The sequence below is a fragment of the Vibrio sp. SCP2 genome (genome assembly GCF_059295395.1).
Window position 1 is genome coordinate 166069 of record NZ_JCAFVV010000007.1, and the last position, 21830, is coordinate 187898.

Annotated in this window: 24 protein-coding genes; 4 read left to right on the top strand and 20 right to left on the bottom strand. The window is 44.1% G+C overall.

Features of this window, described 5'->3' with window-relative positions; all coding sequences use genetic code 11:
• Positions 1–80: 80 nt before the first annotated feature.
• The 11 genes from AC5O63_RS17815 to AC5O63_RS17865 all read right to left on the bottom strand — a co-directional run bounded on the left by AC5O63_RS17815 (position 81) and on the right by AC5O63_RS17865 (position 8350).
• Positions 81–1304, bottom strand: coding sequence for an AAA family ATPase (locus AC5O63_RS17815; protein ID WP_494505790.1), 1224 nt, complete (start codon positions 1302–1304; stop codon positions 81–83).
• Between the two features lie 9 nt (positions 1305–1313).
• Positions 1314–1796, bottom strand: coding sequence for a TadE/TadG family type IV pilus assembly protein (locus tag AC5O63_RS17820; RefSeq protein WP_239851131.1), 483 nt, complete (start codon positions 1794–1796; stop codon positions 1314–1316).
• The gene (locus AC5O63_RS17825) at positions 1793–2251 is read right to left on the bottom strand and encodes a TadE/TadG family type IV pilus assembly protein (protein WP_494505791.1); all 459 of its coding nucleotides are present in this window, start codon (positions 2249–2251) and stop codon (positions 1793–1795) included. The genes AC5O63_RS17820 and AC5O63_RS17825 overlap by 4 nt, the downstream gene beginning before the upstream one ends.
• The gene (locus tag AC5O63_RS17830; RefSeq protein WP_494505792.1) at positions 2248–3492 is read right to left on the bottom strand and encodes a pilus assembly protein TadG-related protein; all 1245 of its coding nucleotides are present in this window, start codon (positions 3490–3492) and stop codon (positions 2248–2250) included. The genes AC5O63_RS17825 and AC5O63_RS17830 overlap by 4 nt, the downstream gene beginning before the upstream one ends.
• 15 nt (positions 3493–3507) lie before the next feature.
• Positions 3508–3774 (bottom strand): hypothetical protein, encoded by a 267-nt coding sequence (locus AC5O63_RS17835; RefSeq protein ID WP_494505793.1) that lies wholly within the window; start codon positions 3772–3774, stop codon positions 3508–3510.
• 8 nt (positions 3775–3782) lie between these two features.
• Positions 3783–5252, bottom strand: coding sequence for a type II and III secretion system protein family protein (locus AC5O63_RS17840; protein ID WP_494505794.1), 1470 nt, complete (start codon positions 5250–5252; stop codon positions 3783–3785).
• 8 nt (positions 5253–5260) lie between these two features.
• Complete coding sequence (gene cpaB / locus AC5O63_RS17845) at positions 5261–6004, bottom strand: Flp pilus assembly protein CpaB (protein ID WP_239851141.1); 744 nt, start codon at positions 6002–6004, stop codon at positions 5261–5263.
• On the bottom strand, positions 6001–7347 hold the full coding sequence (locus AC5O63_RS17850) for a DUF8689 domain-containing protein (RefSeq protein ID WP_494505795.1): 1347 nt from the start codon (positions 7345–7347) through the stop codon (positions 6001–6003). The genes cpaB and AC5O63_RS17850 overlap by 4 nt, the downstream gene beginning before the upstream one ends.
• Before the next feature lie 21 nt (positions 7348–7368).
• Entirely contained in the window at positions 7369–7881 is a 513-nt protein-coding gene (locus AC5O63_RS17855) for a prepilin peptidase (protein ID WP_494505796.1), read from the bottom strand.
• A gap of 30 nt (positions 7882–7911) precedes the next feature.
• Positions 7912–8073, bottom strand: a complete 162-nt coding sequence (locus tag AC5O63_RS17860) for a Flp family type IVb pilin (protein ID WP_494505797.1) — start codon at positions 8071–8073, stop codon at positions 7912–7914.
• A gap of 112 nt (positions 8074–8185) precedes the next feature.
• Positions 8186–8350 (bottom strand): Flp family type IVb pilin, encoded by a 165-nt coding sequence (locus AC5O63_RS17865; RefSeq protein ID WP_494505798.1) that lies wholly within the window; start codon positions 8348–8350, stop codon positions 8186–8188.
• Positions 8351–8801: 451 nt separating this feature from the next.
• On the opposite strand from AC5O63_RS17865, the gene AC5O63_RS17870 reads away from it, so the two are divergent.
• The 3 genes from AC5O63_RS17870 (at position 8802) to AC5O63_RS17880 (ending at position 12417) form a co-directional block, all read left to right on the top strand.
• A complete protein-coding gene (locus AC5O63_RS17870; RefSeq protein WP_494505799.1) occupies positions 8802–9539 on the top strand; it encodes a helix-turn-helix domain-containing protein in 738 nt (245 codons plus the stop codon).
• 189 nt (positions 9540–9728) lie between these two features.
• On the top strand, positions 9729–11414 hold the full coding sequence (locus AC5O63_RS17875) for an AMP-binding protein (RefSeq protein WP_494505800.1): 1686 nt from the start codon (positions 9729–9731) through the stop codon (positions 11412–11414).
• 103 nt (positions 11415–11517) lie between these two features.
• Entirely contained in the window at positions 11518–12417 is a 900-nt protein-coding gene (locus tag AC5O63_RS17880) for a LysR substrate-binding domain-containing protein (protein WP_494505801.1), read from the top strand.
• A 14-nt stretch (positions 12418–12431) separates the two neighbouring features.
• On the opposite strand, the gene AC5O63_RS17885 is transcribed toward AC5O63_RS17880, so the two are convergent.
• Positions 12432–12638 (bottom strand): DUF1127 domain-containing protein, encoded by a 207-nt coding sequence (locus tag AC5O63_RS17885; protein WP_494505802.1) that lies wholly within the window; start codon positions 12636–12638, stop codon positions 12432–12434.
• Positions 12639–12735: 97 nt separating this feature from the next.
• Between AC5O63_RS17885 and AC5O63_RS17890 the strand changes: the two genes are divergently transcribed.
• Entirely contained in the window at positions 12736–13668 is a 933-nt protein-coding gene (locus tag AC5O63_RS17890) for a LysR substrate-binding domain-containing protein (RefSeq protein ID WP_494505803.1), read from the top strand.
• 352 nt (positions 13669–14020) lie between these two features.
• Here AC5O63_RS17890 and fusA read toward each other — a convergent pair whose 3' ends face one another.
• From fusA to iscA, 8 genes are all read right to left on the bottom strand, one after another.
• Positions 14021–16108, bottom strand: coding sequence for an elongation factor G (fusA, locus tag AC5O63_RS17895; protein WP_494505804.1), 2088 nt, complete (start codon positions 16106–16108; stop codon positions 14021–14023).
• Between the two features lie 227 nt (positions 16109–16335).
• The gene (gene ndk, locus AC5O63_RS17900; protein WP_494505805.1) at positions 16336–16761 is read right to left on the bottom strand and encodes a nucleoside-diphosphate kinase; all 426 of its coding nucleotides are present in this window, start codon (positions 16759–16761) and stop codon (positions 16336–16338) included.
• A 57-nt stretch (positions 16762–16818) separates the two neighbouring features.
• On the bottom strand, positions 16819–18117 hold the full coding sequence (gene pepB / locus AC5O63_RS17905; protein WP_272274835.1) for an aminopeptidase PepB: 1299 nt from the start codon (positions 18115–18117) through the stop codon (positions 16819–16821).
• Between the two features lie 151 nt (positions 18118–18268).
• Complete coding sequence (gene iscX / locus AC5O63_RS17910; protein WP_038197960.1) at positions 18269–18463, bottom strand: Fe-S cluster assembly protein IscX; 195 nt, start codon at positions 18461–18463, stop codon at positions 18269–18271.
• Between the two features lie 188 nt (positions 18464–18651).
• Positions 18652–18990 carry an ISC system 2Fe-2S type ferredoxin gene (fdx, locus tag AC5O63_RS17915; protein WP_004747803.1) on the bottom strand — a complete coding sequence of 113 codons (339 nt, stop codon included), beginning with the start codon at positions 18988–18990 and terminating at the stop codon, positions 18652–18654.
• Between the two features lie 11 nt (positions 18991–19001).
• Complete coding sequence (gene hscA, locus AC5O63_RS17920; RefSeq protein ID WP_494505806.1) at positions 19002–20855, bottom strand: Fe-S protein assembly chaperone HscA; 1854 nt, start codon at positions 20853–20855, stop codon at positions 19002–19004.
• A 19-nt stretch (positions 20856–20874) separates the two neighbouring features.
• Entirely contained in the window at positions 20875–21390 is a 516-nt protein-coding gene (gene hscB / locus AC5O63_RS17925; RefSeq protein WP_004747800.1) for a co-chaperone HscB, read from the bottom strand.
• 56 nt (positions 21391–21446) lie between these two features.
• Entirely contained in the window at positions 21447–21770 is a 324-nt protein-coding gene (iscA, locus tag AC5O63_RS17930) for an iron-sulfur cluster assembly protein IscA (RefSeq protein WP_004747799.1), read from the bottom strand.
• Positions 21771–21830: the final 60 nt, after the last annotated feature.

Sequence of the window (21830 nt, forward strand, 5' to 3'; positions counted from 1 at the left end):
ATTCACTTTTTCTTGCAACTCAGGATTCAGATTTTTTCGTTTAAAAAACATAATTTCTCTCTGTCACTGTGCATGAAAAGCTATGAGAATAACCGCTTGAACCAACCTTTTTTCTCTTCAACATGAGGAGAAAGTGACTTCACAAAGCGGCTAATAGACTTTGAAATTGAACTGCTTTTTTTCGCCTCAATAAACGGGCGACCTAAATTGGCACTTTCCAATGCCACTTTAAAATCATTGGGGACAACATGAACCTTAATATCCCCAACGGTTCCCTGAATATCTTTAAGTCTTATCGACTGACGTTTCTCATAACGATTGATAACAATCTCTAGCTGCTCTTTATTGATGCCAAACTCAAATGACAAGAGCTTAATCACTTGAGTGGTATTTTTGATTGCCACGAGGTTTTGTTGCGCAATAAGAAACACTTTGGTTGCCGGCGCTAACACGGGCGCAAAAAGGCGGTCTAGGCCGCGAGATAAATCAACAATGACATAAGGATAATGCTCTCTTAACAAAGGTAAGAGTTTGTTGAGATGCTTGGCTTTTTCGTAATTTTCATGGCTATTTTCGCGTTTAAACGAGAGTATATGAAGTCCACTAGAGTGTTTGGTGACAAAAGTACTCAGAGAAACCTCATCAAGATCAGACACATTAGCAAGTGCATCGGTCATGCTGTAGGAAGGGTTAATGCTCAAATAGTCATTCACCACACCAAACTGAAGATCTAAGTCGAGCAATAGCACTTTATCTGGGTTTTGATTGGCCATTTTGATTGCAGAGTTGAGGGCAATAGTTGAAGCGCCTGAACCACCTTTGGTGTTCATAAACACCAGCAATTCACCCAAATTGCGACTAGCGACTTTTTCTTCCGCGACATTTTTAAGCAGCGGTATTAACTCTTCAATTTGCGCGGTATTCGACACGAAGTCTGCCGCACCGATACGCAACGAGATCTTCAATGCACCATTATCATTCTCGTTACCAAACACAATCAATGATGCTTCATGGTTTTCGCTATTCGATTCCGGAGCTTCATAGTTTTGCAGTTCGACAATTTTTTGCGCCCAGTTAGGACCAGTTTCTACAAAGATCAAATCAGGGGGAGAGAAATGGGCTAAGTTGCCTACCACTAACCCATGAAAAGAGATCATCTCATAACTAATGCTTTGGCATTTAGACAGCTCATGACTGATATGCAAGTGGAAAGCATCCGACGAGTAAAACACCCAAATCGTGAGATTGGTTTTCAGTCGTAGCGGAGCACTTCCATTTGGCGTAATCTTCACTGCCTCTCCCATATATGCCTCCTAGCAATCAGAACTACTATCGTTTCCATCCGAACGTCTGTGATGACCTAGATTCTCGCGTGGTCGAATAGTTTCAAACTCTGGGACGGCCAATAACCCAGTAAAATTGACAAAGCTTAATAAGCCCGTGAATTGATACTCAAAATCTACAACCCGCGCCCTCACATATCTAATTGTAGAAAACACATCATCATCTGTCAGAGTTCCGTTGATAACAGTTCCAGATTCATCCAAATAATCGATAACAATATTTTGCGCAGTAAGACCTCCTGGTGCGTAATCAGGGATGGCGAGTGCGGGTATATCATTCTGGTCTTCAACTCGACATACCGTAGCTAAACGAGCTGCGACCCTAGTAATATCGTTGATCGTCTGCAATGAGTAGACATAACGCCCTATCTCAATAACAGAAAACAGAATAAGCAGTAACGCTGTAGAAACGATCGTGAACTCAATAACGCTCACACCTTTTTGAGTTTTCATGGTTCTGTCCTCATTACTGCTGAGGCAATCAAAGGCACATCGAACGAAATATCCGAAGCAAAGCTATCAATCAGTGGAGAGTAGACATGGTTAATAGTGATGGTGATATATTTGTTTGCACATGTGATTGATACATCTTCTGCGGTAACACCGTCCATGATTAAGTCACTTGTACCTGGAGTCCTTTTACCATAAAGCACTACATTTCTAGTCTGTGATACTGTAGTAGCATTATTACAAGGGTTCACACTACCCGTACCAAGGATATCTGCTGTTGCGTGGCGCACACCATTTTGAGCCATTTTGTTAAGCGTATTATATTGAACAAACGCATTCCCAAACTCAGTAATAGCCATAAGAACGGTAAGTAAGACTGGTATAGCGATCAGCATTTCCACTGCCGCTAACCCTCTATTTTTTGCCAACGCTACATTTCTATGTTTCGTATTCATCATGAGTCCTCGCTATCCGGGTCCTCATAAAGAACGATAAGATAAGGTCCGTCATCATCTGAGTTTTGCCCCGGTGTACCGCCATATGCGGAGCAATCATAGAGAAACTCACCAAAAACCGCTTCTTTACCACTATTAGAGGTAGGGGCTTGCTGCAACATAAAAAAGCAGCCTAAGGCGGTGACGGTAAAGCTGCTTGTACCTCCAGAAGCACCAGAACAATCAACGATAGGAACAATTAAAATACGTCTATCATATTGCCCACCTGAGTCTATTCGACAGTCACTATCACCATTACAAGGCAACGCTGCTTCGTAATCCGTGTACGCCCAACCTTCCCCACCAGCACCAGATTTATCGTCATATTTAACGTCACCATTGTTGTCTAGTGTCGCTTTTTTAGTTGGCTCTTTAACATACACATCGGAAGGAAAATCAGAAGCATCTAATCCCCCACCGCTATATACTCCAAATCGAGTGTTGAGTCCTTGCCCTACAGGGCCAATTGTATTACCGGGTTTTGTTATCACGGTATCGCCAATACCAACCCTACCTTCATAACCACCAGCCAATGCGTCCCGAACCGTTGCAGCCCCCGAACCAAAGTCTAGCAATTGGTAGTTACCGGCTCCCATTTCAGATTGGCTTTGATCCGCCAATTTCAGTGCATATAATTTACCCGTGTCATAGCCGTTGCTACCCGAAGCTGCGTCATCTTCACACACCGCCATTGGAACCACATTGACAGCAGGTGCACTAGGGCTGGGGCCTGCCACTGCCGAAACACTAAGTTGTTTGTCAACACTCATCACTTTGGCAAAGAAATTATCTAACTCATAGTTACTCACTAAGACTCGAACAAAAGTATCTTGATCAGAGTCAAAACCTGCAGACTGGGTAAGAGGAGGGATTGGAAAGACTTCGGGGTCATTGGAATACTGGACTAATACTGATTCGGCAGAAAACGCCATCGCACTGTTTCCAGACGCACCAGCCATATTAGTCAAAGTCGTATTGGCTGCGGTAGTCGCGTCTCCTGTGGAACCGTCACTGTCAATCACAGTGGCCGCAGCGAGTGCAGCTGCATCAGCACTATTTTGCAGTCGTGACTTATTCATCAATGCGTGGTTAACATCAATGGATAACGCCGCCACTCCGACAAGTGCCAACATAGCAGCCGTGACCAGTACTAGCACTAGCCCTTTTTGCTGTCTGTTTGTTCGACCGATTCGATTCCAATTCATAATAGCTCCTTAGGGCTATTCTCCAAACCCTTCTAGGAATTGACTCTCTGTACCTTTTAACTCGGAATCCTGTTTCCCAGTATAAACTTGATACGCACCTTCCATTCGTTCACCACTACCTGAAGGAATAACCCCCAGATTCTCCCGAGTTGCTTCCGGGTTATATACTTGCTCTGTTTTAAGTTTAGCCACATGTGCCCCTAATCGCTCTGCATTATTCACACACCCGATAAGTAGCAATGACAACGGCAATATGCTGATGAATAGTTTTATATGTCTCATGTTGCCCCCTATAGACTGTGCCCGAACGTACCTTCAGTACCACCTTGAGAGTGATCAATGTATTCTTTCTCAGTGGCTTCACTCGCTTTACCTCCACTGGCAGGGGCAATATAAGCGCCGCGCCCCAGTAGGTAGTATTCAAAATCATTCGGCTCAACAAATGAGTCTGTAGGTAAAGTCACTCGATTGCGATCAACAGGTTTTGCAAGCCTTGGGGTAACCAAGATGACTAACTCTGTCTCACCAGAAATAAATTCTTGGCTATTAAACATCTGGCCTAAGATTGGAATATCACTAAAGCCGGGCATTTCATTAACCACATCACGGACGTTTTCACTAATTAACCCAGCAATACCTATAGTTTGACCATCAGCAAGCTCAAGCGTGGAAGAGGCGCTGCGGCGAGTAATTGGTGGGATAATGTAAGTACTATTGGTAAGTTCAGGAGAGATGGTTAATGAAGAAGTATTGGCAATTTCACTGACATCGATCGCCAAGTTTAAATTAATGACTTGGTCACTTAGCACGGTAGGAATGAACTTTAACCCCACACCATATTCTTTATACTCAATCGTGATACTACCTTTCTCATTGGGTACAGGGATAGGAAATTCGCCACCAGCTAAGAAATCCGCTTTAGAGCCACTTAGCGCCGTTAAGTTAGGTTCCGCTAGCACCTTGGCAGTCCCATTTTGTTTGGCGATATCCAATGCAAAGGTAAACAAAGTGTTACTATCAATAAACGTTCCCAATAAGCCAGTACTATCAATGGAGGGATCATTGAGAATCGGCCCAATTACTCCACTTCCAACATCACCAATTCTTCCTCCTGCTGATGTCGCTCCCCAGCCCAAGTCACCGCTTTTTTGGAAGAAATGAAAATTGGCATCAAATTTACGCACGAGGCTTCTTTGCACTTCAGCGACAGTAACTTCAAGCATTACCTGCTGAGCACCACCAATGGTCATCAGGTTTATAACTCCTGTTTTCGCAACCTGATCACTTAAGGACTTTTTCTCTTTGTCTGCCTCTTGCCCTGCGGCATATGTTTCAGCCACTCGCAAAGCGATGTTCATCGATGCTTGGTTACTAATTTGCCCACTAAGAATTAAGCGATTTTGCGCACTATGAACTTCAATTTCCTCATTCGGCAAAAACTCATAGAGTTTGGCTTTTAGGCTATTCAAGTCATGGGTAACTTCAATATTGATCGACTCTATCAACTGGCCTCGACTGTCCCAAGCCATTAAGTTGGTTGAACCCAATTTTTTACCGATTAGAAACACTTCATTGGATTTAAGCATCACAATATCTAGCACTTCTGGGTCACCTAAGGAGACGCGCTTTGCTTTGCCTGCTAGGGTAACGTGTGTTGATTTATGATGTGGTACCTTAACTATTTTCCCCGATTGGGTCGCACTGTGTACAGTTACGGTACTGAATAAAAACAGACTTATTAGTATGATTATCTTACGCATAGCTCACCTCAATCCTTGACTCTGATGTTGCTTTTTTCTGTACCTTTTAAAATGGTGACACTTGGTGCAACATATCTTTTGACTGGTTTTTCCTCTTCATGAGGGTTGCGAAGCGCAAGTTGAATTTCCCCTTTGCTCTGCGCCGTCAAAAGCTTCTCAGCTTGTCTTGGTGACACTTCTAAAGTCACTGCTCGTACTATGATGGGTTTGTTTTCTTTGGTTCGCGCGGTTTGGTCGACCGCCAATACTTTGATATCTTTAAGCACCGTTAAAGTCGTGGCTGATGTAGGGCTATAACTTATGGTATTCAGAACGTCGACTCTATTACCCGGTAATAGGAAGCCCGCCACACCGATAACGTCATTAACCCGTATCGTAACGGCTCGCTTAGTTTCTGGAATCAGAGCGGCCAGAGTTGAACCTTCACCAGAGTTAGCTAGCCTGTTGCGGTTGACGATTTCACCAGGATATATCGTAGTGGCAGCCACCTGACCCAGCAGATCTTGTTCAGAAACGAACTGCGCTTCTTCACGCCATGCTACTTCTAGTAATTTAGAGCTGATATGTTGCTCTTCAATCACACTCCCAGAGGGAATTTCCTGAGCTGCAACAATCACTGGTTCTCGCTCAACCACTTCAACTTCAGTCTGTGGGGTAAGCTGCCGATCCATCCACTGCTTGGCAAAAAATACCGCTCCAAGCCCGAATGCTATAGATAATAAGAATAATAAGATCACTTGGTTCCGGCTCATCGAGCACCTCCTCCTTTGCCATCAGCAGTAAAATAAACTTCCCATGCGCGGCTGACGATCTCGGAGGTAATGACCGGGGCAACTTCTTCAAACACTATAATATCTCGGCTGATACCTACTAAATCCTTTGGAATACAAGGATAGAAGCCAACGCTATGCTGACGATGTAACTCTAAAAGTGATGATATACAGTCCTCTGCAAGCTCCAATTGGCGGCTTTGAGAGAAAATATCCCATAACTGGCGATACTCCGTTTCCAGTAGTGGGCCAAACTGAATTTTGTAACCTAAACGACGTAAAAATGCGGGGTCACTGATCTTTTCCGGATCTAAGTTCGTAGAAAAAGCCAGTGTTAAAATAAACGGAATGGTGATTTGCTGCCCATTTGGTAACGACAAGTAATCGTAAAAATATTCCATTGGAACAATCCAACGATTGAGCAGCGTTGCAACAGGCATAGTTTGACGACCTAAGTCATCAATAATGAAGATGCCATTGTTAGCCATCATTTGCAGAGGGGCCATCCATACCCGGTTGTGCTCACTATGGTTGACCTCTAGCATATCCATAGTTAGCTCACCACCAACTTGGATACTTGGTCGTTCACACAGACTCCAGCGGCGGTCAAACTGCTCTTTAAACGTAATGGATTGATTTTCAGCGCTGGTGACGCGTTTATGATGCTGAGGCGAAAACACCTTGATAATATTGCCCGCTGCGTAAACAGCATACGGAATATAAACCGACGTATTCAGAGAGTTTAAGATTCTTGTCGCAACAAAGGTTTTACCAGTACCGGCGTCGCCATAAAGTAATAGTGCGCGACCCGAGTTAATCGCAGGGCCTAAGCTACCTATCATACGGTCGGCGCCGAGCACTTCTTCTAAGGCGTAAGTAACGTCTTGTCGATTAACCATTTGTGCGCGTACATCTTGAGCCTTAACCATGGCGTCATAGCTAGTTAGAGAGACAGGAACGGGACCTAAATAGGCATCCTTCGCAAACGCGATATCGGCTTCTTGCATTCCTTGCTCAGACAACCCATACCGTACGTGTCCAGTAGAAGCCGCTGCAAACGTAGAGCTTTGCGCTTGAAAAACTTCAACCTGAGATTTTGCCCGCAAGTCACTCAGCATCTCTTCAATCATGTGACTGTTAATGCACATCAATTTGGTTAGCTGCAAAATGTCAGATTTAGGGTAGGCAGCTAGGTGTTTGAGCAGCAAGTTTTCTAATACTGCTTTAGGTATTTCTAATCCGTCAAAAGAGGTTGGCACAGGGGGCGCATTTGCCTGCGGTGTCAATTCTACTCGGTGCCTTTTTTGTGCTGTAGATTGAACCATATAGACTCCTTGTCTATAAGCTTAAAAATATTGATACATAGCTAAACCAATTACCACTACTGGGGCGAAGGGCATCCGTAGCTTACGCTCTATTTTTTCGCCACTGGAAATAGCTGCCTGTGAGCTGGAGCCGTATGCAGCAATCATTGAGTACTTGGACACCAGTTGTTTAATTGAACTACCGCTCTCAGCCCTATTCATGATCGCGTATAACAAGCCAATCAAGACGCTAGATAAAGCGATCCACAAGGTAGCATCAATTAAGTTTCCCCAACCAAGCCAGAACCCGACCACTCCAAGCAGCTTAACGTCACCCGGAGCCATCACTCGGATAAGATGTAATAGTAAAGAAGAGAAAAAGAAACAGAGGCCAGCAACAGAAGACCATAGAAGAGCATCAACAGGAGCGGCTGATAGTCCTTTATCAAGAATGCATAGTGCCAAAATGATAAGTAAATGTAGGTTCGGGATGCGGTTTTCCCTTGCATCCGTTACTGCAACGACAATAAACCCCAACCAGATTAGATAACCCATAATAAGCACCTGTCATCCATAACTCTGCTATTACGCGAAAATCGTCCCCATTTCCGCAACTAAAATGTCACTAAAGGCAACAAAAAGACCCGCAAGGCCAACAACCATTAAACCCGCGCCTACCACATACTCCACTACAGTTAGGCCGCTTTCATCTTGCAAAAAATCTTTTATGTAAGTTGATGTTTGCATAATTTCCCCCTAGATATTATTAAGGCTTGTAAAACTATGGTTTAGTTCTACAAGCCTTAAATATATATTAGACGGGTTTTTATAGTTTGCTTATCTATTTTTAGATAAAAAGTTAAGCAAAAATAGTACTTAGCTCTGCTTGTAATTCACCACTAAACAGATCGAAAATACCTGCTAGTCCGAGTACTAGTAAACCTGCACCTACAACGTATTCAACAACCGTTAGACCTTCTTCGTCTTTCATAAATGCAGTGATGTTTGTAATAAGCTTGCTCATGATATGTCTCCTTCCAAAGTTCATTAAGCTGTAGCGCTTATTGATAATTTAGAGTTATTCACGGATAAGAGTTAGGATTATTTTGTCCATCTTTGGTATTTTTTTGCTCAACCTTCAATTACAATTTGGACTTTTTTGCCCTGTTAAGCGCACAATTTTAATAATTAAAACATTTGCTCTAAATAATTTTATTATTTCAATTAAATGATTAAAAAGGAAATAATCAACAAACTAGGCTAAAATCAGAAAAACTCGCCAAACATTCTTAAAATTCTCACTTTTGATACTTGACAAAATTTCAACAGAGCAAAAACGTGATACCGATCCATTAAAATAGTGGTTTAAATTTGTTATTCCTCAATAGTGTAATTGGTCAACCTCATAATCTCATACTAAGCTCAACCTTATAGCTCCTCATTATTCTAATTAAGATGACTAAGGACTGCATACAGTGGAAGTACTACATAAAGGCTACTGGCTCGGAAAATCAGTCACTTACATTGAAAAAGATCTGGTAAGAGATTTAGAAAGACATTTCCACATTCTAGATTATGGTTATGATGTATCAGTACTCAGTGAGCCTGATATACATTTCTGCTTTTTTTATTTTGAAGAGCCTTTTACTTCTTTATTACATACTGCGGTTAAACTATGCCAAAACTTAGATAAACACTTAATTCTTATCTGCAATGACAATCCACCTGACGATATAAACCAGTTAGAAGTAGTATTTTCTACCTTCTCTATAAAAAATGATGACGTAAGGTTATGGTCTGATGAGCTTAATAAGCAGGTTTATTATCAGTTTACAAAGCATCAAGAAATTCTAGATATTCATAAATTAGTTGAGAAACAATCGCAAAAACATATCAGTAAAGATCTCGTTGAAATGCTGAGATATATCGAAAAAAACTTATCTAGAACAATAAGAGAGGAAGATGTAGCAGAATACTGCCACTATTCAGTCACTTACTTTTCTAAGTTTTTTCATAAAACCATCGGGGTGAGTTTTCGCGATTACCTAACCTTAAAAAGAATCAATCTCGCCAAGCACCTTCTCACCAACGACCGCAAAGAGAAGATTTCCTTTATCGCCTTCCAATGTGGTTACAACGACGTCTCCTACTTTTCTCGTATCTTTAAAAAGAAGACTGGAATCAGCCCGGCTATCTACCGTCAACTACACTAATAGTAGATAACGAGGAAGTCTCCCATTCGGGCGAGTTATGCATATTGAGCGCGTTTACGTATATTGTTCACAAGATGCACGAAAACTCACCACTTGCACTTTCCTCCGCTTAGACTAACATGCTAGAGTTAACAATCTATTAACAATAAAAATATAAACATAACTTTGCAAATAACATGGAGTTAGAGAATGATTCAGCCTAACGAGTTAAGCAAACCAACCTGTGCTCTCCCACCACCAAACGAGATGATCCTTAAATGGGCTGAGGAACGCCCAAACGAGGTTTATCTCAAGCAAACAATCAATCGAAAGTTTGTTGAATATACCTATGCAGAAGTCGCGGATCAGGCACTCAAACTAGTGAGTGCGTTAAACGATCTTGGCGTTCAACCTCGCGATAAAGTCGCCTTAGTCTCAAAAAACTGTGCCGAATGGTTTATTTGTGACTTAGCAATGATGCTTGGTGATTTTGTTAGTGTGCCTATCTTCCCTACTGCGGGTGCAGATACGATCGAATACTGTTTAACGCATAGTGAAAGTAAAGTATTGATTGGCGGTAAGTTAGATGACGCCGCTGCGACGCAGCAAGTGATCGATTCTAAGCCAGAAATTATTACTATCTCATTACCTTACGATACCGCGCCAAACTGTAAATATCAGTTTAAAGAGTTAATTGCTTCAGCTCAGCCTAGTGAAACTCGTCCAGAACATCATGATGATAAGCTAATGTCACTGGTGTACACCTCTGGTACTTCTGGTCTACCTAAAGGCGCAATGCTGACATACGGCGCATTCAGCTGGTCAGTTCAACAGCTTATCAACCACATCGGTATCCAAGAAAATGATCGCTTGTTCTCTTATCTGCCGTTAGCACACATCACTGAACGCGTTTATATCTTTGGTTCATCAATTATGGGTGGTGTTCAAACCGCTTTCCCTGAGTCTTTAGATACCTTTATTGAAGATGTGAAAATGCAGCGTCCAACACTGTTTATCTCAGTTCCTCGCCTATGGACTCTGTTCCAGCAACGTATTCAAGATAAATTGCCGCAGAAAAAGCTCAACATCCTGCTTAAGATTCCGTTTGTAAACTCTCTGATTAAGAAGAAACTCGCGGAAGGCTTGGGCTTAGATCAAGCACGGGTACTTGGCTGTGGCTCTGCTCCGGTCTCACCTGCGCTACTAGACTGGTATCACAGCGTTGGCCTTCATATTACCGAAGCATGGGGCATGACAGAGTCTTTTGCCTACAGCACACTTAACTACCCATTCCGCGCAGACAAAATAGGCAGTGTCGGTAATGCAGGACCCGGCATTGAGCTCAAGATCGCTGAAGATGAGGAGATCATGGTTCGCGGTAAAGGCTTGTTCTCTGGCTACTACAAAAATGATATTGCAACGCAAGAGTCATTCAATGCTGAAGGCTGGCTACATACAGGCGACATCGGCTTTATTGATAGTGAAGGTTATCTAACGATTCAAGGTCGTAAGAAAGATACCTTTAAGACAGCTAAAGGCAAATTTGTTGCTCCTGTGCCAATCGAGAAAAAGCTGTTTGAATACAGTCGAGTCGAAATGATGTGTTTGATAGGGCTTGGTCTGCCAGCACCCATTCTTCTCGTAGTTCCGCATGACTTCCCGAACTTCGACAAAGAACGCTACGAGAGAACTACCAAAAAGGTCATTGCGAGAATGAACGCTGATCTTGAGTCTCACGAGCAGATCAAAGGCGTGCTAATGATCAAAGACCCGTGGAGCATCGAGAATGGTATCTTGACGCCAACGCTTAAGATCAAACGTCATGTTCTAGAGCAAAAATACCACGATATTGGTCACAACTGGCCAAAAGGACAACTTGTGGTGTGGGAAGATTAATCTTCACTAACTAAGTACAAAGGAGAGCATTAGCTCTCCTTTTGCTTTTGTTACTAAACCGATTATGATGCCAATTCATTTGGACCAAACATAGGAAGTGGATATGGATGCAAGGCTGCATCATTTACCGGGTTTACGCTACTTTGAAGTGGCTGCGAGATTAAACAGCTATAGTCGCGCTGCCGAAGAGCTATTCATCAGCCAAGCGGCTGTCAGTCAGAAGATTCGTCAGCTAGAAGACGGTTTAGGCTGTAAGCTGTTTGTCCGTGAAGGCCGGGAAATGCGGTTAACAGAGCAAGGTAAAATCTTGTTTAAACATGTTTCTCAAGGTTTTGAAAACATCATCAGTGGCCTGAATCAAATCCAAAGTGAACCCGTTGAAGGCTTGCTGTGTGTCAGCTCCACCCCTTCTTTCGCTTCTCGCTGGCTACTGCCGAGACTGTGGAAATTTTCTACTCAGCATCCAAATATCCCAATTCGTATCATCACCAGTTGTGACGCGCCAAACCTTAAGCTAGGCGACGCTGACCTTGCAGTATGGCAGGGGGAAGAACTGGATATCAACAGTGACCAAAAGCTGCATAAAGAGTTTCTATTTGAGGAAACCATCTATCCCTTTTGCTCACCAAATTTAGCCAAAACTATCCAACTTACTAGCCCTGAACAGTTACTTAATACATGGCTTATTCACTATGAGTCTGGTGGTTACCCTTGGCAAACCTGGTTCGCTCAAGCAGGCGTAACGATGAATAAAGAATCCGTTCAATGGATGGATGTCAGTACCTTTGATCATGCAATGAATGCCGTTATGGCCGGTCATGGTGCTTGCCTTGCTTCCGATTCGTTAGCAAGCGACTACGTTGAAAGAGGACTCCTAATTAAGCCGTTTGAGATAGGGATGACACCGGGTATTCAGTTCAACCTTTTCTATGACCATGAATCTCCTCGTCGACAACGTATCGCCGCATTTGCTAACTGGCTGCACAGTGAAATCGCAGAGTAATCGCCAGTAGAAAACTACTTGTCCCAAAATCGACGAATACTCTCTTGATGAGCTTGCTCTTTCGTGAGCCCAAGATCATCAAGTAGATGCTCAGGCAGATTTTCTAACTGTTTACGAGTACGATAATTACGCCACCAGCGTTTTATTATAGTTAAGATTTCTTTATCCCAAACTAAAGTATCAGATAGTTTCTGTTTGTAGCCATACTCTGAAGTTTCCATGGTTTCTCTCCTCTCTTGCATTTAATGACTAAATAATTAACCATGAACCTATCTTGCTCAAACGATACAAATTGACCTTCAGTTAAGGAAAACTAAAGTGAAAGATCGATTACCACCTTTGCAGGGTATCTATTACTTTTATACCGCTGCGAGGCTAGGCAGCTTCAAACTCGCAGCTCAGGAACTCTATGTCACCGCTGCAGCGATCAGTCAGCAGATACGCCAACTGGAAGACTTTTTAGGCGCAGAACTGTTCTTGAGGCAGCATCGTAAAGTCACGCTAACCATGGAGGGGGAAATACTCTATGAGCAAGCGCTACGAGGCTTTGAGCATCTTCATCGCGGTGTTCGACAAATCAATCAAGATCCGAATCCTAACCAGCTGTCCATTTCGACATTGCCTTCCTTTGCCCAACACTGGCTTGTGCCAAGAATTGGCCACTTTAGACAGCAAAACCCAGATCTTGAGTTGATGATTGAACCCACCAGCGAACTGGCTGACTTTCAAAACTCTAATCTCGATTTGTGCATTCGATATGGGCCAGGGGATTACCCAAACATCACTTCAGAGCTACTTATTGAAGAGTTGCTTTATCCTGTTTGTCACCCTATCTACCAAGAGCAACACGGCATATACGAACTCAGCGACCTAACAGGCGCGGACTTAATTGAAGATTATTGGCGAGACCTAGATTGGGGGATTTGGCTCAACAACGTAGGCCATAAAGCCTCTAAGCCGACACTTAAATACAATGGCTCCCACTTTGTATTAGAAGGTGCTTTAGCCGTTCAAGGCGTCGCGCTCGCCAAGCATACCTTAGCTCAGCGTTATATTGATGAAGGGAAGCTAGTCAGAATCGGTAATCTAGCGCAGCGTACCGACTATAACTATTTCCTGTGCGCACCCCGCGCCTACTTTAAAAGAGAGAAAATCAAACGCTTCTGTGAGTGGATTTTTGACCAAGCCAAAGAGTGCCAGAAACTCGATCAATTAGGTTTAGAGATCATCGATAGCCGCAGCCCGAGGTGAGCCAGAGCGGGAATTGGGATGATTTGCCATGCTGAGACTTTGTGCGTCAACCCTTTGTTTTTGTCATCCCCGGAAGCGAGGAACGAGTGAGTTGGGGATCTCTTGAAGCGAATTGGAGACTTGATGAGATTCCCTACTCGCTCCTTCTTCACTCTATGGAATGACCGAATTATTCTCGAAGGGCGAAGCCTGAGCCCGTCTTCCACAAGGGCGCAGCCCGTTCCAGCTATCCGAAAGCGCAGCGTTCCAGCTCTCCATAGGACGAAGTCCGTTCCCGTTATCCCGTTCCCATAACAAAAAAAGCCCCAGTCATTCGACTGGGGCTTTCAAAGCTATCTAGCTAACGTAAGAATTACTTCTTCTCGTTACGCTCTTTAACTTCTGCGATTACTTGCTCAGCAACGTTTGCTGGACATGGTGCGTATTGACCGAACTCCATAGAGAACTGACCACGACCAGAAGTGATAGTACGTAGGTGACCGATGTAGCCAAACATTTCTGATAGAGGAACGTCAGCTTTAATACGAACGCCTGTAGTACCAGCTTGTTGGTCTTTGATCATACCACGACGACGGTTAAGGTCACCGATTACGTCACCAACGTTGTCTTCTGGAGTGAATACATCAACGTTCATGATTGGCTCAAGAAGTTGTGCACCCGCTTTAGGCATAGACTGACGGAATGCGCCTTTAGCAGCGATTTCGTAAGCGATAGCTGAAGAGTCAACTGCGTGGAAACCACCGTCGAATAGTTCAACTTCTACGTCTAGAGTTGGGAAGCCAGCTAGAACACCAGTTTCCATCATAGATGCGAAACCTTTCTCAACTGCAGGCCAGAATTCTTTAGGTACGTTACCACCAACAACTGTTGAAGAGAACGTGAAGCCAGAGTTTGGCTCACCTGGTTTGATGCGGTAGTCGATCTTACCGAACTGACCAGAACCACCAGACTGCTTCTTGTGCGTGTAGCTATCTTCAACTGCTTGAGTGATAGTTTCACGGTAAGCTACCTGTGGAGCACCTACTTCTAGCTCAACGCCGTAAGTACGCTTAAGGATATCTACCTTGATGTCTAGGTGAAGTTCACCCATACCTTTCAGGATAGTTTCGCCAGACTCTTCGTCAGTCTCAACTTGGAAAGATGGATCTTCTGCAACCATCTTACCGATAGCGATACCCATCTTCTCTGAACCGCCTTTGTCCTTAGGAGTTACAGCGATAGAGATTACTGGTTCTGGGAAGATCATAGCTTCAAGAGTACATTCGTGCTTAGGATCACATAGAGTGTGACCAGTTTGAACGTTCTTCATACCAACGATAGCGATGATGTCACCAGCTTGCGCTTCAGTAAGTTCGTTACGCTCGTCAGCTTGCATCTCACACATACGGCCGATACGCTCAGTCTTACCAGTTGCTGAGTTAAGGATAGTGTCACCCTTCTTCAGACGACCAGAGTAGATACGTACGAACGTTAGAGCACCAAAACGGTCATCCATGATCTTGAATGCTAGCGCTTTTAGTGGCTCATCTGGAGATACAGTAGCTACTTCGCCAGTTGGCTCACCAGTTTCTGGATCTGTTAGAGGCTGAGGATCAACTTCTGCTGGAGCTGGTAGGTAATCTACAACAGCGTCAAGGATAAGCTGCATACCTTTGTTTTTGAATGCAGAACCACAGAAAGTTGGGAAGAACGCTAGGTCACGAGTACCCTTACGGATACAACGCTTAAGGTCTTCGATAGAAGGCTCTTCACCTTCCATGTAAGCTTCCATTAGGTCGTCGTCTTGCTCTACAGCAGTCTCAACTAGCTCTTCACGGTATGCTTCTAGGTCATCAAGCATGTCCGCTGGAACTTCTTTGATTTCGTAGTTCTCTGGAAGACCTGTGTCATCCCAAACGTAAGCTTGACGGTTTAGAACGTCTACAACACCAACGAAATCGTCTTCACGACCGATTGGCAGAGTCATTACTAGTGGGTTTGCACCAAGAACGTTTTTCACTTGATCAACTACGTTGAAAAAGTCTGCACCCATACGGTCTAGTTTGTTTACGAAGATCAGACGAGCAACTTCTGAATCGTTCGCGTAGCGCCAGTTAGTCTCTGACTGAGGCTCAACACCACCAGAACCACAGAATACACCGATACCACCGTCAAGAACTTTAAGTGAACGGTATACTTCTACTGTAAAGTCAACGTGTCCCGGAGTATCGATAACGTTTAGGCGGTGGCCATTCCACTCACAAGTTACGGCAGCAGACTGGATTGTGATACCACGCTCAGCTTCCTGCTCCATGAAGTCAGTTGTAGACTCACCGTCGTGTACTTCACCAGTTTTGTGGATTTTACCAGTAAGCTTAAGGATACGCTCAGTGGTGGTAGTTTTACCCGCATCAACGTGCGCGAAAATACCAATGTTTCTGTACTTTGATAAATCTGCCATTGTCTTACTCTGTTTATAAGGTATAAATTGCGCGCAGAGTATATCACAATCTGTCAAGACTGATACCCTTGCATGCGCTGTATGTAAAAAAAACTTTTCTCACCAATACTAGCAGTTAATCTGCCCTTTAATGGCAATTTTCAACGAATTGACGAAGTTTTTTCAGAATAAAAATGCTGCCTATAAACAATACAGGCAGCATATCTATCATTAAGTCTGTCCTTTAATTATCGAGGACAGATTTCCGATTCAGGGAAGAAGAATTCGATTTCGCGAGCCGCAGACTCAGGGCTATCAGAGCCGTGAACTGAGTTATGGCGCATGCTTAATGCGTAGTCAGCGCGAATAGTGCCACAAGCCGCTTCTTCTGGGTTAGTTTTACCCATTAACTCGCGGTAGCGAGAAATTGCGTTCTCACCTTCCAGTACTTGAACCATAATTGGGCCTGAAGTCATAAAGGCTTTCAAATCTTCAAAGAATGGTTTGCCTTCATGTTCAGCATAAAAGCCGCTCGCTTGTTCTTCAGTTAAACGCACCATTTTAGCAGCAATAACTTGCAGACCTGCTTTTTCAATACGGTGGTAGATTTCACCAATTAAATTACGTTCTACTGCATCGGGCTTAACAATAGAAAAAGTTCTTTCTAGAGTCATAGGGTATCCTTTCGTTATTTCTTGGTATTATTAAAAGAGGCTCTACGGCCTCTTAGCTTATTTATTCGCTTGCTGTAGCAGCAGACCCGCTAGGCTACGTACACCTACGCCAGTTGCACCTGCTGCCCACTTATCTGTTGCAGACTTACGATAAGTTGCTGCACAGTCGAAATGCAACCAACCTTTTTTGTAATCTTCAACAAAGTAAGACAAGAATGCTGCCGCCGTACTTGCACCTGGTGAGTAGTCACCACTGCTGATGTTGGAAAGATCAGCAAAATTAGATGGCAACATACCACGGTGGAAGTCAGCCAATGGCAGTGGCCATAAGCCTTCTTTTTCTTCGCGTGCCGCATTCAGCGCTTGATGAGACAACTCATCGTCAAAGCTCATCAAGGCGTGGTAATCATTACCTAGAGCATTTTTAGCAGCTCCAGTTAAGGTAGCACAATCAATAATTAGCTCAGGGTTTTGCTCACTCGCATAAATTAGACCATCCGCAAGTACAAGGCGACCTTCGGCATCGGTATTCATGATCTCTACCGTCTTACCGTTTTTATAGGTAATGATGTCACCAAGCTTAAGTGCGCGACCAGAAATCATGTTCTCAGCACAACAAAGGATCAGTTTCACACGCTTGTTCAAACCGCGCATGATCGCCAGACCTAAACCGCCAGTAATTGTACCTGAACCGCCCATATCCGCTTTCATTGCCGTCATAAAGCCAGACGGTTTGATGCTGTAACCACCAGAGTCGAAGGTGATCCCTTTACCAACTAGACAAGCAAATACTGGTGCGTTCTCGTCGCCTGTTGGGTTGAAATCCAGTTGAAGCATGGCCGATGTACGCTCAGAGCCGCGGCCTACCGCAAAGATACCTTGCCAACCTTCAGCAAGAAGGTCTTTATCTTTTACGATACGCGCCTTCACTGTTCCTTCTGGTGCAACTGATTTGATGAACTCCGCCGCCATCGTCGCCAATTGACGCGGTGCGACTTCTTCTGCTGGCTTGTTGATAATGTCGCGAGTAAAGTCCGTCGCTTTAATGCGTGCAGTCAACTCAGCTTGATCTTGCTCTTCAAGCTCTTGCCATACGAATTGATTTTTCTTCTTTGGTCCTCGGTAACCTTGATGGAACGACCAAATACTCTCTAGGTCCCAACCTTCCCCTTGTAAAGAAATGGAAGCGATACCTTGACCATCTAACTTACGAGCAGCACGCTGAATTGCGCCTAAATCATGATTATCACCAAGATGGATTGTCGCACCTGATTCAGAGAAAGAAAGAATTGCGTTCTCACCCCAATGTGGCGCTGCAGCCTCTTGGCTTAGAAATACTGACATCTGTGTAGACATGGTTTCTCCTTGTCTGTACTGGCGCTGCCTACGCCTTTTTCTGTTCACTCAGGGATGTTAACACTTTAATGTGAAATTGATAAAAAAACGGGCCATAAGGCCCGTTTTTTTTAGTAAATTTTGTTAACTGCGATGGGTTTCCGTTTAAGGATTAATCCATTTCATCCATCCAGCACAAGATCACCGCTTCCAGAATCTTTTCATTAGATCGGTTCGGCTCATCATCAAACTCATCTAACTCAGTAATCCACTGATGAAGATCGGTAAAACGTACTGTTTTAGGATCTACCTCTGGAAACTTGTCGCATAGCTCGATCGCAATATCGCGTGAATCTGTCCATTTCATAACCAATTCCTTATGTAATTCTTGTTGCTCACATCTATAGATGCAGAATACTCAAAATAATTGGAGTTGCAGCTAGGCAACAAGTAAGCTCATCCCTATGAGCATAGGTGTTCTATGCGATTAGGGCGGCCGGCGTTCCGGGGAGCTTACGCAGTTAACAACGCTGCGGCTTCAAGTATGAAGAGTATTTAGTGATCTTCTGAAGCGTGGTTCAGAGTATATTTTGGAATCTCAACGACCAGATCTTCGTCTGCGACTTTAGCCTGACAACCAAGACGAGATTCTGGCTCAAGACCCCACGCTTTATCTAGCATGTCATCTTCAAGCTCGTCACTCTCTTCTAGTGAATCAAAACCTTCACGAATCACTACGTGACACGTCGTACAAGCGCACGATTTTTCACATGCGTGTTCAATGCCAATGCCATTTTTTAGCGCAACATCAAGAACGGTGTCACCACTGTTTGCTTCCAAAACCGCACCTTCTGGGCATAAATCTTCATGCGGTAATACAATAATCTTAGGCATAACTCTTTCTCTTAAATATCATTTACTGATTGACCTGACAAAGCAGCTCGAATCGATTTGTCCATGCGGCGAGAAGCAAACTCTTGGCTCGCCTTGTCAGTATCTTTGATACCTTGTTCTATCGCGTCAGCGCTGTCACCATTGCGCAGCTCAATCAAAGACTCAATCGCTTTAAGCAGTTCACCACGTTCTGACTCAGACAATAGCTCATCACCATCTGCTTGCATTGCTGCAATCAAACCTTCGATAACGCGATCGGCTTCAACGCGTTGTTCTGCCAGCGCTCTAGCATTCATATCTTCTTTAGCGTATGTCATAGAGTCGCGCAGCATGTTGGCAACTTCATCATCGCTCAGACCATAAGATGGCTTAACCTGAATCTCAGACTGAACACCAGTACTCTTTTCCATCGCAGTTACTGACAGTAGGCCATCTGCATCGACTTGATAAGTCACGCGGATATGCGCTGCACCCGCCGCCATCGGTGGGATGCCTTTTAGTGAGAAACGCGCTAGAGAGCGACAGTCATCAACCATTTCACGTTCGCCTTGAACAACATGAACGCTCATTGCCGTTTGACCATCTTTAAACGTGGTAAACTCTTGAGCTCGTGCAACTGGAATTGTCGTGTTGCGTGGGACGATCTTCTCAACCAAGCCGCCCATGGTTTCGATACCAAGGGATAGCGGAATAACGTCGAGTAGTAGCATTTCAGAGTCAGGCTTGTTACCCGCTAAAATATCAGCTTGAATACCAGCGCCAATCGCCACTACTTCATCCGGGTTAATGCTAGTTAGCGGCTGACGACCAAAGAAATCACCCACCATTTCTCTTACAAGCAGGGTACGTGTAGAACCGCCCACCATAACCGCTTCTAGCACATCTTCGGCATCAACTTGTGCGTCTTTCAATGCACGGCGACAAGACATCAAAGTCTTCTTAACGAGTGGTCGAATCAAGTCTTCGAACTCATCGCGAGAAACGCTACCTTGCCAACCTAGAACATCAACCTCTACTGACTCTTTATCTGAGAAAGCAATTTTAGTCGCAGTAGCCACATTCAAAACTGTGCGCATCTGCGTTGCGGTTAAAGTCTCTGTGTTGCCTGATTTTTCAAGCAGGTAATCAGCCAGCAAGTGGTCAAAATCATCACCACCAAGTGCAGAATCACCACCCGTCGCCAATACTTCAAACACGCCTTTGGATAAACGCAGAATAGAGATATCAAACGTACCGCCACCCAAATCATATACGGCGATTACACCTTCTTGACCTGAGTCTAGTCCGTAAGCAATCGCAGCCGCTGTTGGCTCATTAAGCAGTCTTAAAACATGTAGACCTGCGAGCTTAGCCGCATCTTTGGTTCCTGCACGCTGAGCGTCATCAAAGTAAGCAGGAACGGTGATTACCACACCCGCTAACTCGCCACCTAGCGTTTTCTCAGCACGCTGACCTAGCGACTTGAGAATTTCAGCGGATACTTCAATAGGGTTTTTATCCCCACTTGCCGTTTGCAGTACCGGTAGGCCGTTGTCACTCGCTTTAAACTGGTAAGGAAGATTCGGATAGCGCACTTGGATATCTTCTAGTGAACGGCCTAACAGTCGCTTCACTGAGATAATGGTATTGGTTGGATCAACTTCTGCTTTATCTTTCGCTGCATAACCAACTTCGGGAGTCTCTCCTGAGTAGTTAACAACGGAAGGTAAGATGCTTTGACCTTGCTCATCTTGCAATGTTGCCGCGTCGCCACTTCGAACTGAAGCCACCAGTGAGTTAGTCGTACCTAAGTCAATGCCAGCAGCAAGTTTATGCTCATGTGGAGCCGAGCTTTGACCCGGTTCTGCAATTTGAAGTAATGCCATGGGTGGTCCTTGTATTGCACTAGCCGAAGAGTTTGTCTTCCACTAGCTCGATTTCGTTCTGTAGTTTGGCAATAAATTTAAGTTTACGAACTCTGTCAGCTGCTTGCTGCCAGTCCGTTTGATTTAAATCTTGCTCGGTTGCAGTCAATTGCTGCTTAAACATTTTGCTCACTTTGCTTTCAAAGTCGAACAACGCATCTTCTGCGTCGGAGCTTGAAGAGATATCTTCTAGTTCTTCACGCAGTTCCATTTGCTCCATTAAGAACATCGGATCTTGCATCGTTTGCTGCTCACCTCGAATCTCTACGCCATTCTCAGACAAGATGTATTCGGCTCTTGAGATAGGGTTCTTGAGAACTTGGTAGGCGTCGTTAATCTCGGCAGCTTTTTGCACCGCCATTAAACGGTCACGTTCAGATGCAGTCGCAAAATTATCAGGATGAAACTGTTTTTGAAGTTCACGGAATTGTGAAGAAAGAAGGCTACCATCCAGATTAAACTGACTTGGTAGCCCAAATAATTCAAAGTAATTCATGGAGAATTCTATCCTTGGTAATAAACCTGTGAGCCGAAACCCACAGGCCTTATCAATTACACGTTGAAGCTTTCACCACAACCACATTCGCTCTTAGCATTCGGGTTATTGAATTCAAACCCTTCGTTGAGGCCTTCTTTAACGTAATCCAGTTCAGTTCCGTCTAAGTACACTAGGCTCTTTTGGTCAATGATGACCTTCACGCCTTCATGTTCGAATACTGAATCTTCTTCGTTAAGCTCATCAACGAATTCAAGTACATATGCCATACCAGAACACCCGGTCGTTTTCACACCCAAGCGTAAACCGATACCTTTGCCTCGGTTTTCTAGGAATGTTCTAACGCGACTTGCCGCGGTTTCTGTCATTGTAATGGCCATACTGCACCTTAGTTTGTCTATTTCGCGAATGAAATGGGGGTTCTGGCCCCCATTATATAC

Excerpts from the sequence above, each read along its gene's own strand:
- pepB (WP_272274835.1), bottom strand. The coding sequence starts at position 18,117 with ATGTCTACACAGATGTCAGTATTTCTAAGCCAAGAGGCTGCAGCGCCA.
- AC5O63_RS17825 (WP_494505791.1), bottom strand. The coding sequence starts at position 2,251 with ATGATGAATACGAAACATAGAAATGTAGCGTTGGCAAAAAATAGAGGG.
- ndk (WP_494505805.1), bottom strand. The coding sequence starts at position 16,761 with ATGACTCTAGAAAGAACTTTTTCTATTGTTAAGCCCGATGCAGTAGAA.
- iscX (WP_038197960.1), bottom strand. The coding sequence starts at position 18,463 with ATGAAATGGACAGATTCACGCGATATTGCGATCGAGCTATGCGACAAG.
- AC5O63_RS17875 (WP_494505800.1), top strand. The coding sequence starts at position 9,729 with ATGATTCAGCCTAACGAGTTAAGCAAACCAACCTGTGCTCTCCCACCA.
- AC5O63_RS17850 (WP_494505795.1), bottom strand. The coding sequence starts at position 7,347 with ATGGTTCAATCTACAGCACAAAAAAGGCACCGAGTAGAATTGACACCG.
- iscA (WP_004747799.1), bottom strand. The coding sequence starts at position 21,770 with ATGGCCATTACAATGACAGAAACCGCGGCAAGTCGCGTTAGAACATTC.
- AC5O63_RS17855 (WP_494505796.1), bottom strand. The coding sequence starts at position 7,881 with ATGGGTTATCTAATCTGGTTGGGGTTTATTGTCGTTGCAGTAACGGAT.
- hscA (WP_494505806.1), bottom strand. The coding sequence starts at position 20,855 with ATGGCATTACTTCAAATTGCAGAACCGGGTCAAAGCTCGGCTCCACAT.
- AC5O63_RS17840 (WP_494505794.1), bottom strand. The coding sequence starts at position 5,252 with ATGCGTAAGATAATCATACTAATAAGTCTGTTTTTATTCAGTACCGTA.
- fdx (WP_004747803.1), bottom strand. The coding sequence starts at position 18,990 with ATGCCTAAGATTATTGTATTACCGCATGAAGATTTATGCCCAGAAGGT.
- fusA (WP_494505804.1), bottom strand. The coding sequence starts at position 16,108 with ATGGCAGATTTATCAAAGTACAGAAACATTGGTATTTTCGCGCACGTT.
- AC5O63_RS17830 (WP_494505792.1), bottom strand. The coding sequence starts at position 3,492 with ATGAATTGGAATCGAATCGGTCGAACAAACAGACAGCAAAAAGGGCTA.
- AC5O63_RS17885 (WP_494505802.1), bottom strand. The coding sequence starts at position 12,638 with ATGGAAACTTCAGAGTATGGCTACAAACAGAAACTATCTGATACTTTA.
- AC5O63_RS17835 (WP_494505793.1), bottom strand. The coding sequence starts at position 3,774 with ATGAGACATATAAAACTATTCATCAGCATATTGCCGTTGTCATTGCTA.
- AC5O63_RS17865 (WP_494505798.1), bottom strand. The coding sequence starts at position 8,350 with ATGAGCAAGCTTATTACAAACATCACTGCATTTATGAAAGACGAAGAA.
- AC5O63_RS17860 (WP_494505797.1), bottom strand. The coding sequence starts at position 8,073 with ATGCAAACATCAACTTACATAAAAGATTTTTTGCAAGATGAAAGCGGC.
- hscB (WP_004747800.1), bottom strand. The coding sequence starts at position 21,390 with ATGAATTACTTTGAATTATTTGGGCTACCAAGTCAGTTTAATCTGGAT.
- AC5O63_RS17815 (WP_494505790.1), bottom strand. The coding sequence starts at position 1,304 with ATGGGAGAGGCAGTGAAGATTACGCCAAATGGAAGTGCTCCGCTACGA.
- AC5O63_RS17880 (WP_494505801.1), top strand. The coding sequence starts at position 11,518 with ATGGATGCAAGGCTGCATCATTTACCGGGTTTACGCTACTTTGAAGTG.
- cpaB (WP_239851141.1), bottom strand. The coding sequence starts at position 6,004 with ATGAGCCGGAACCAAGTGATCTTATTATTCTTATTATCTATAGCATTC.
- AC5O63_RS17820 (WP_239851131.1), bottom strand. The coding sequence starts at position 1,796 with ATGAAAACTCAAAAAGGTGTGAGCGTTATTGAGTTCACGATCGTTTCT.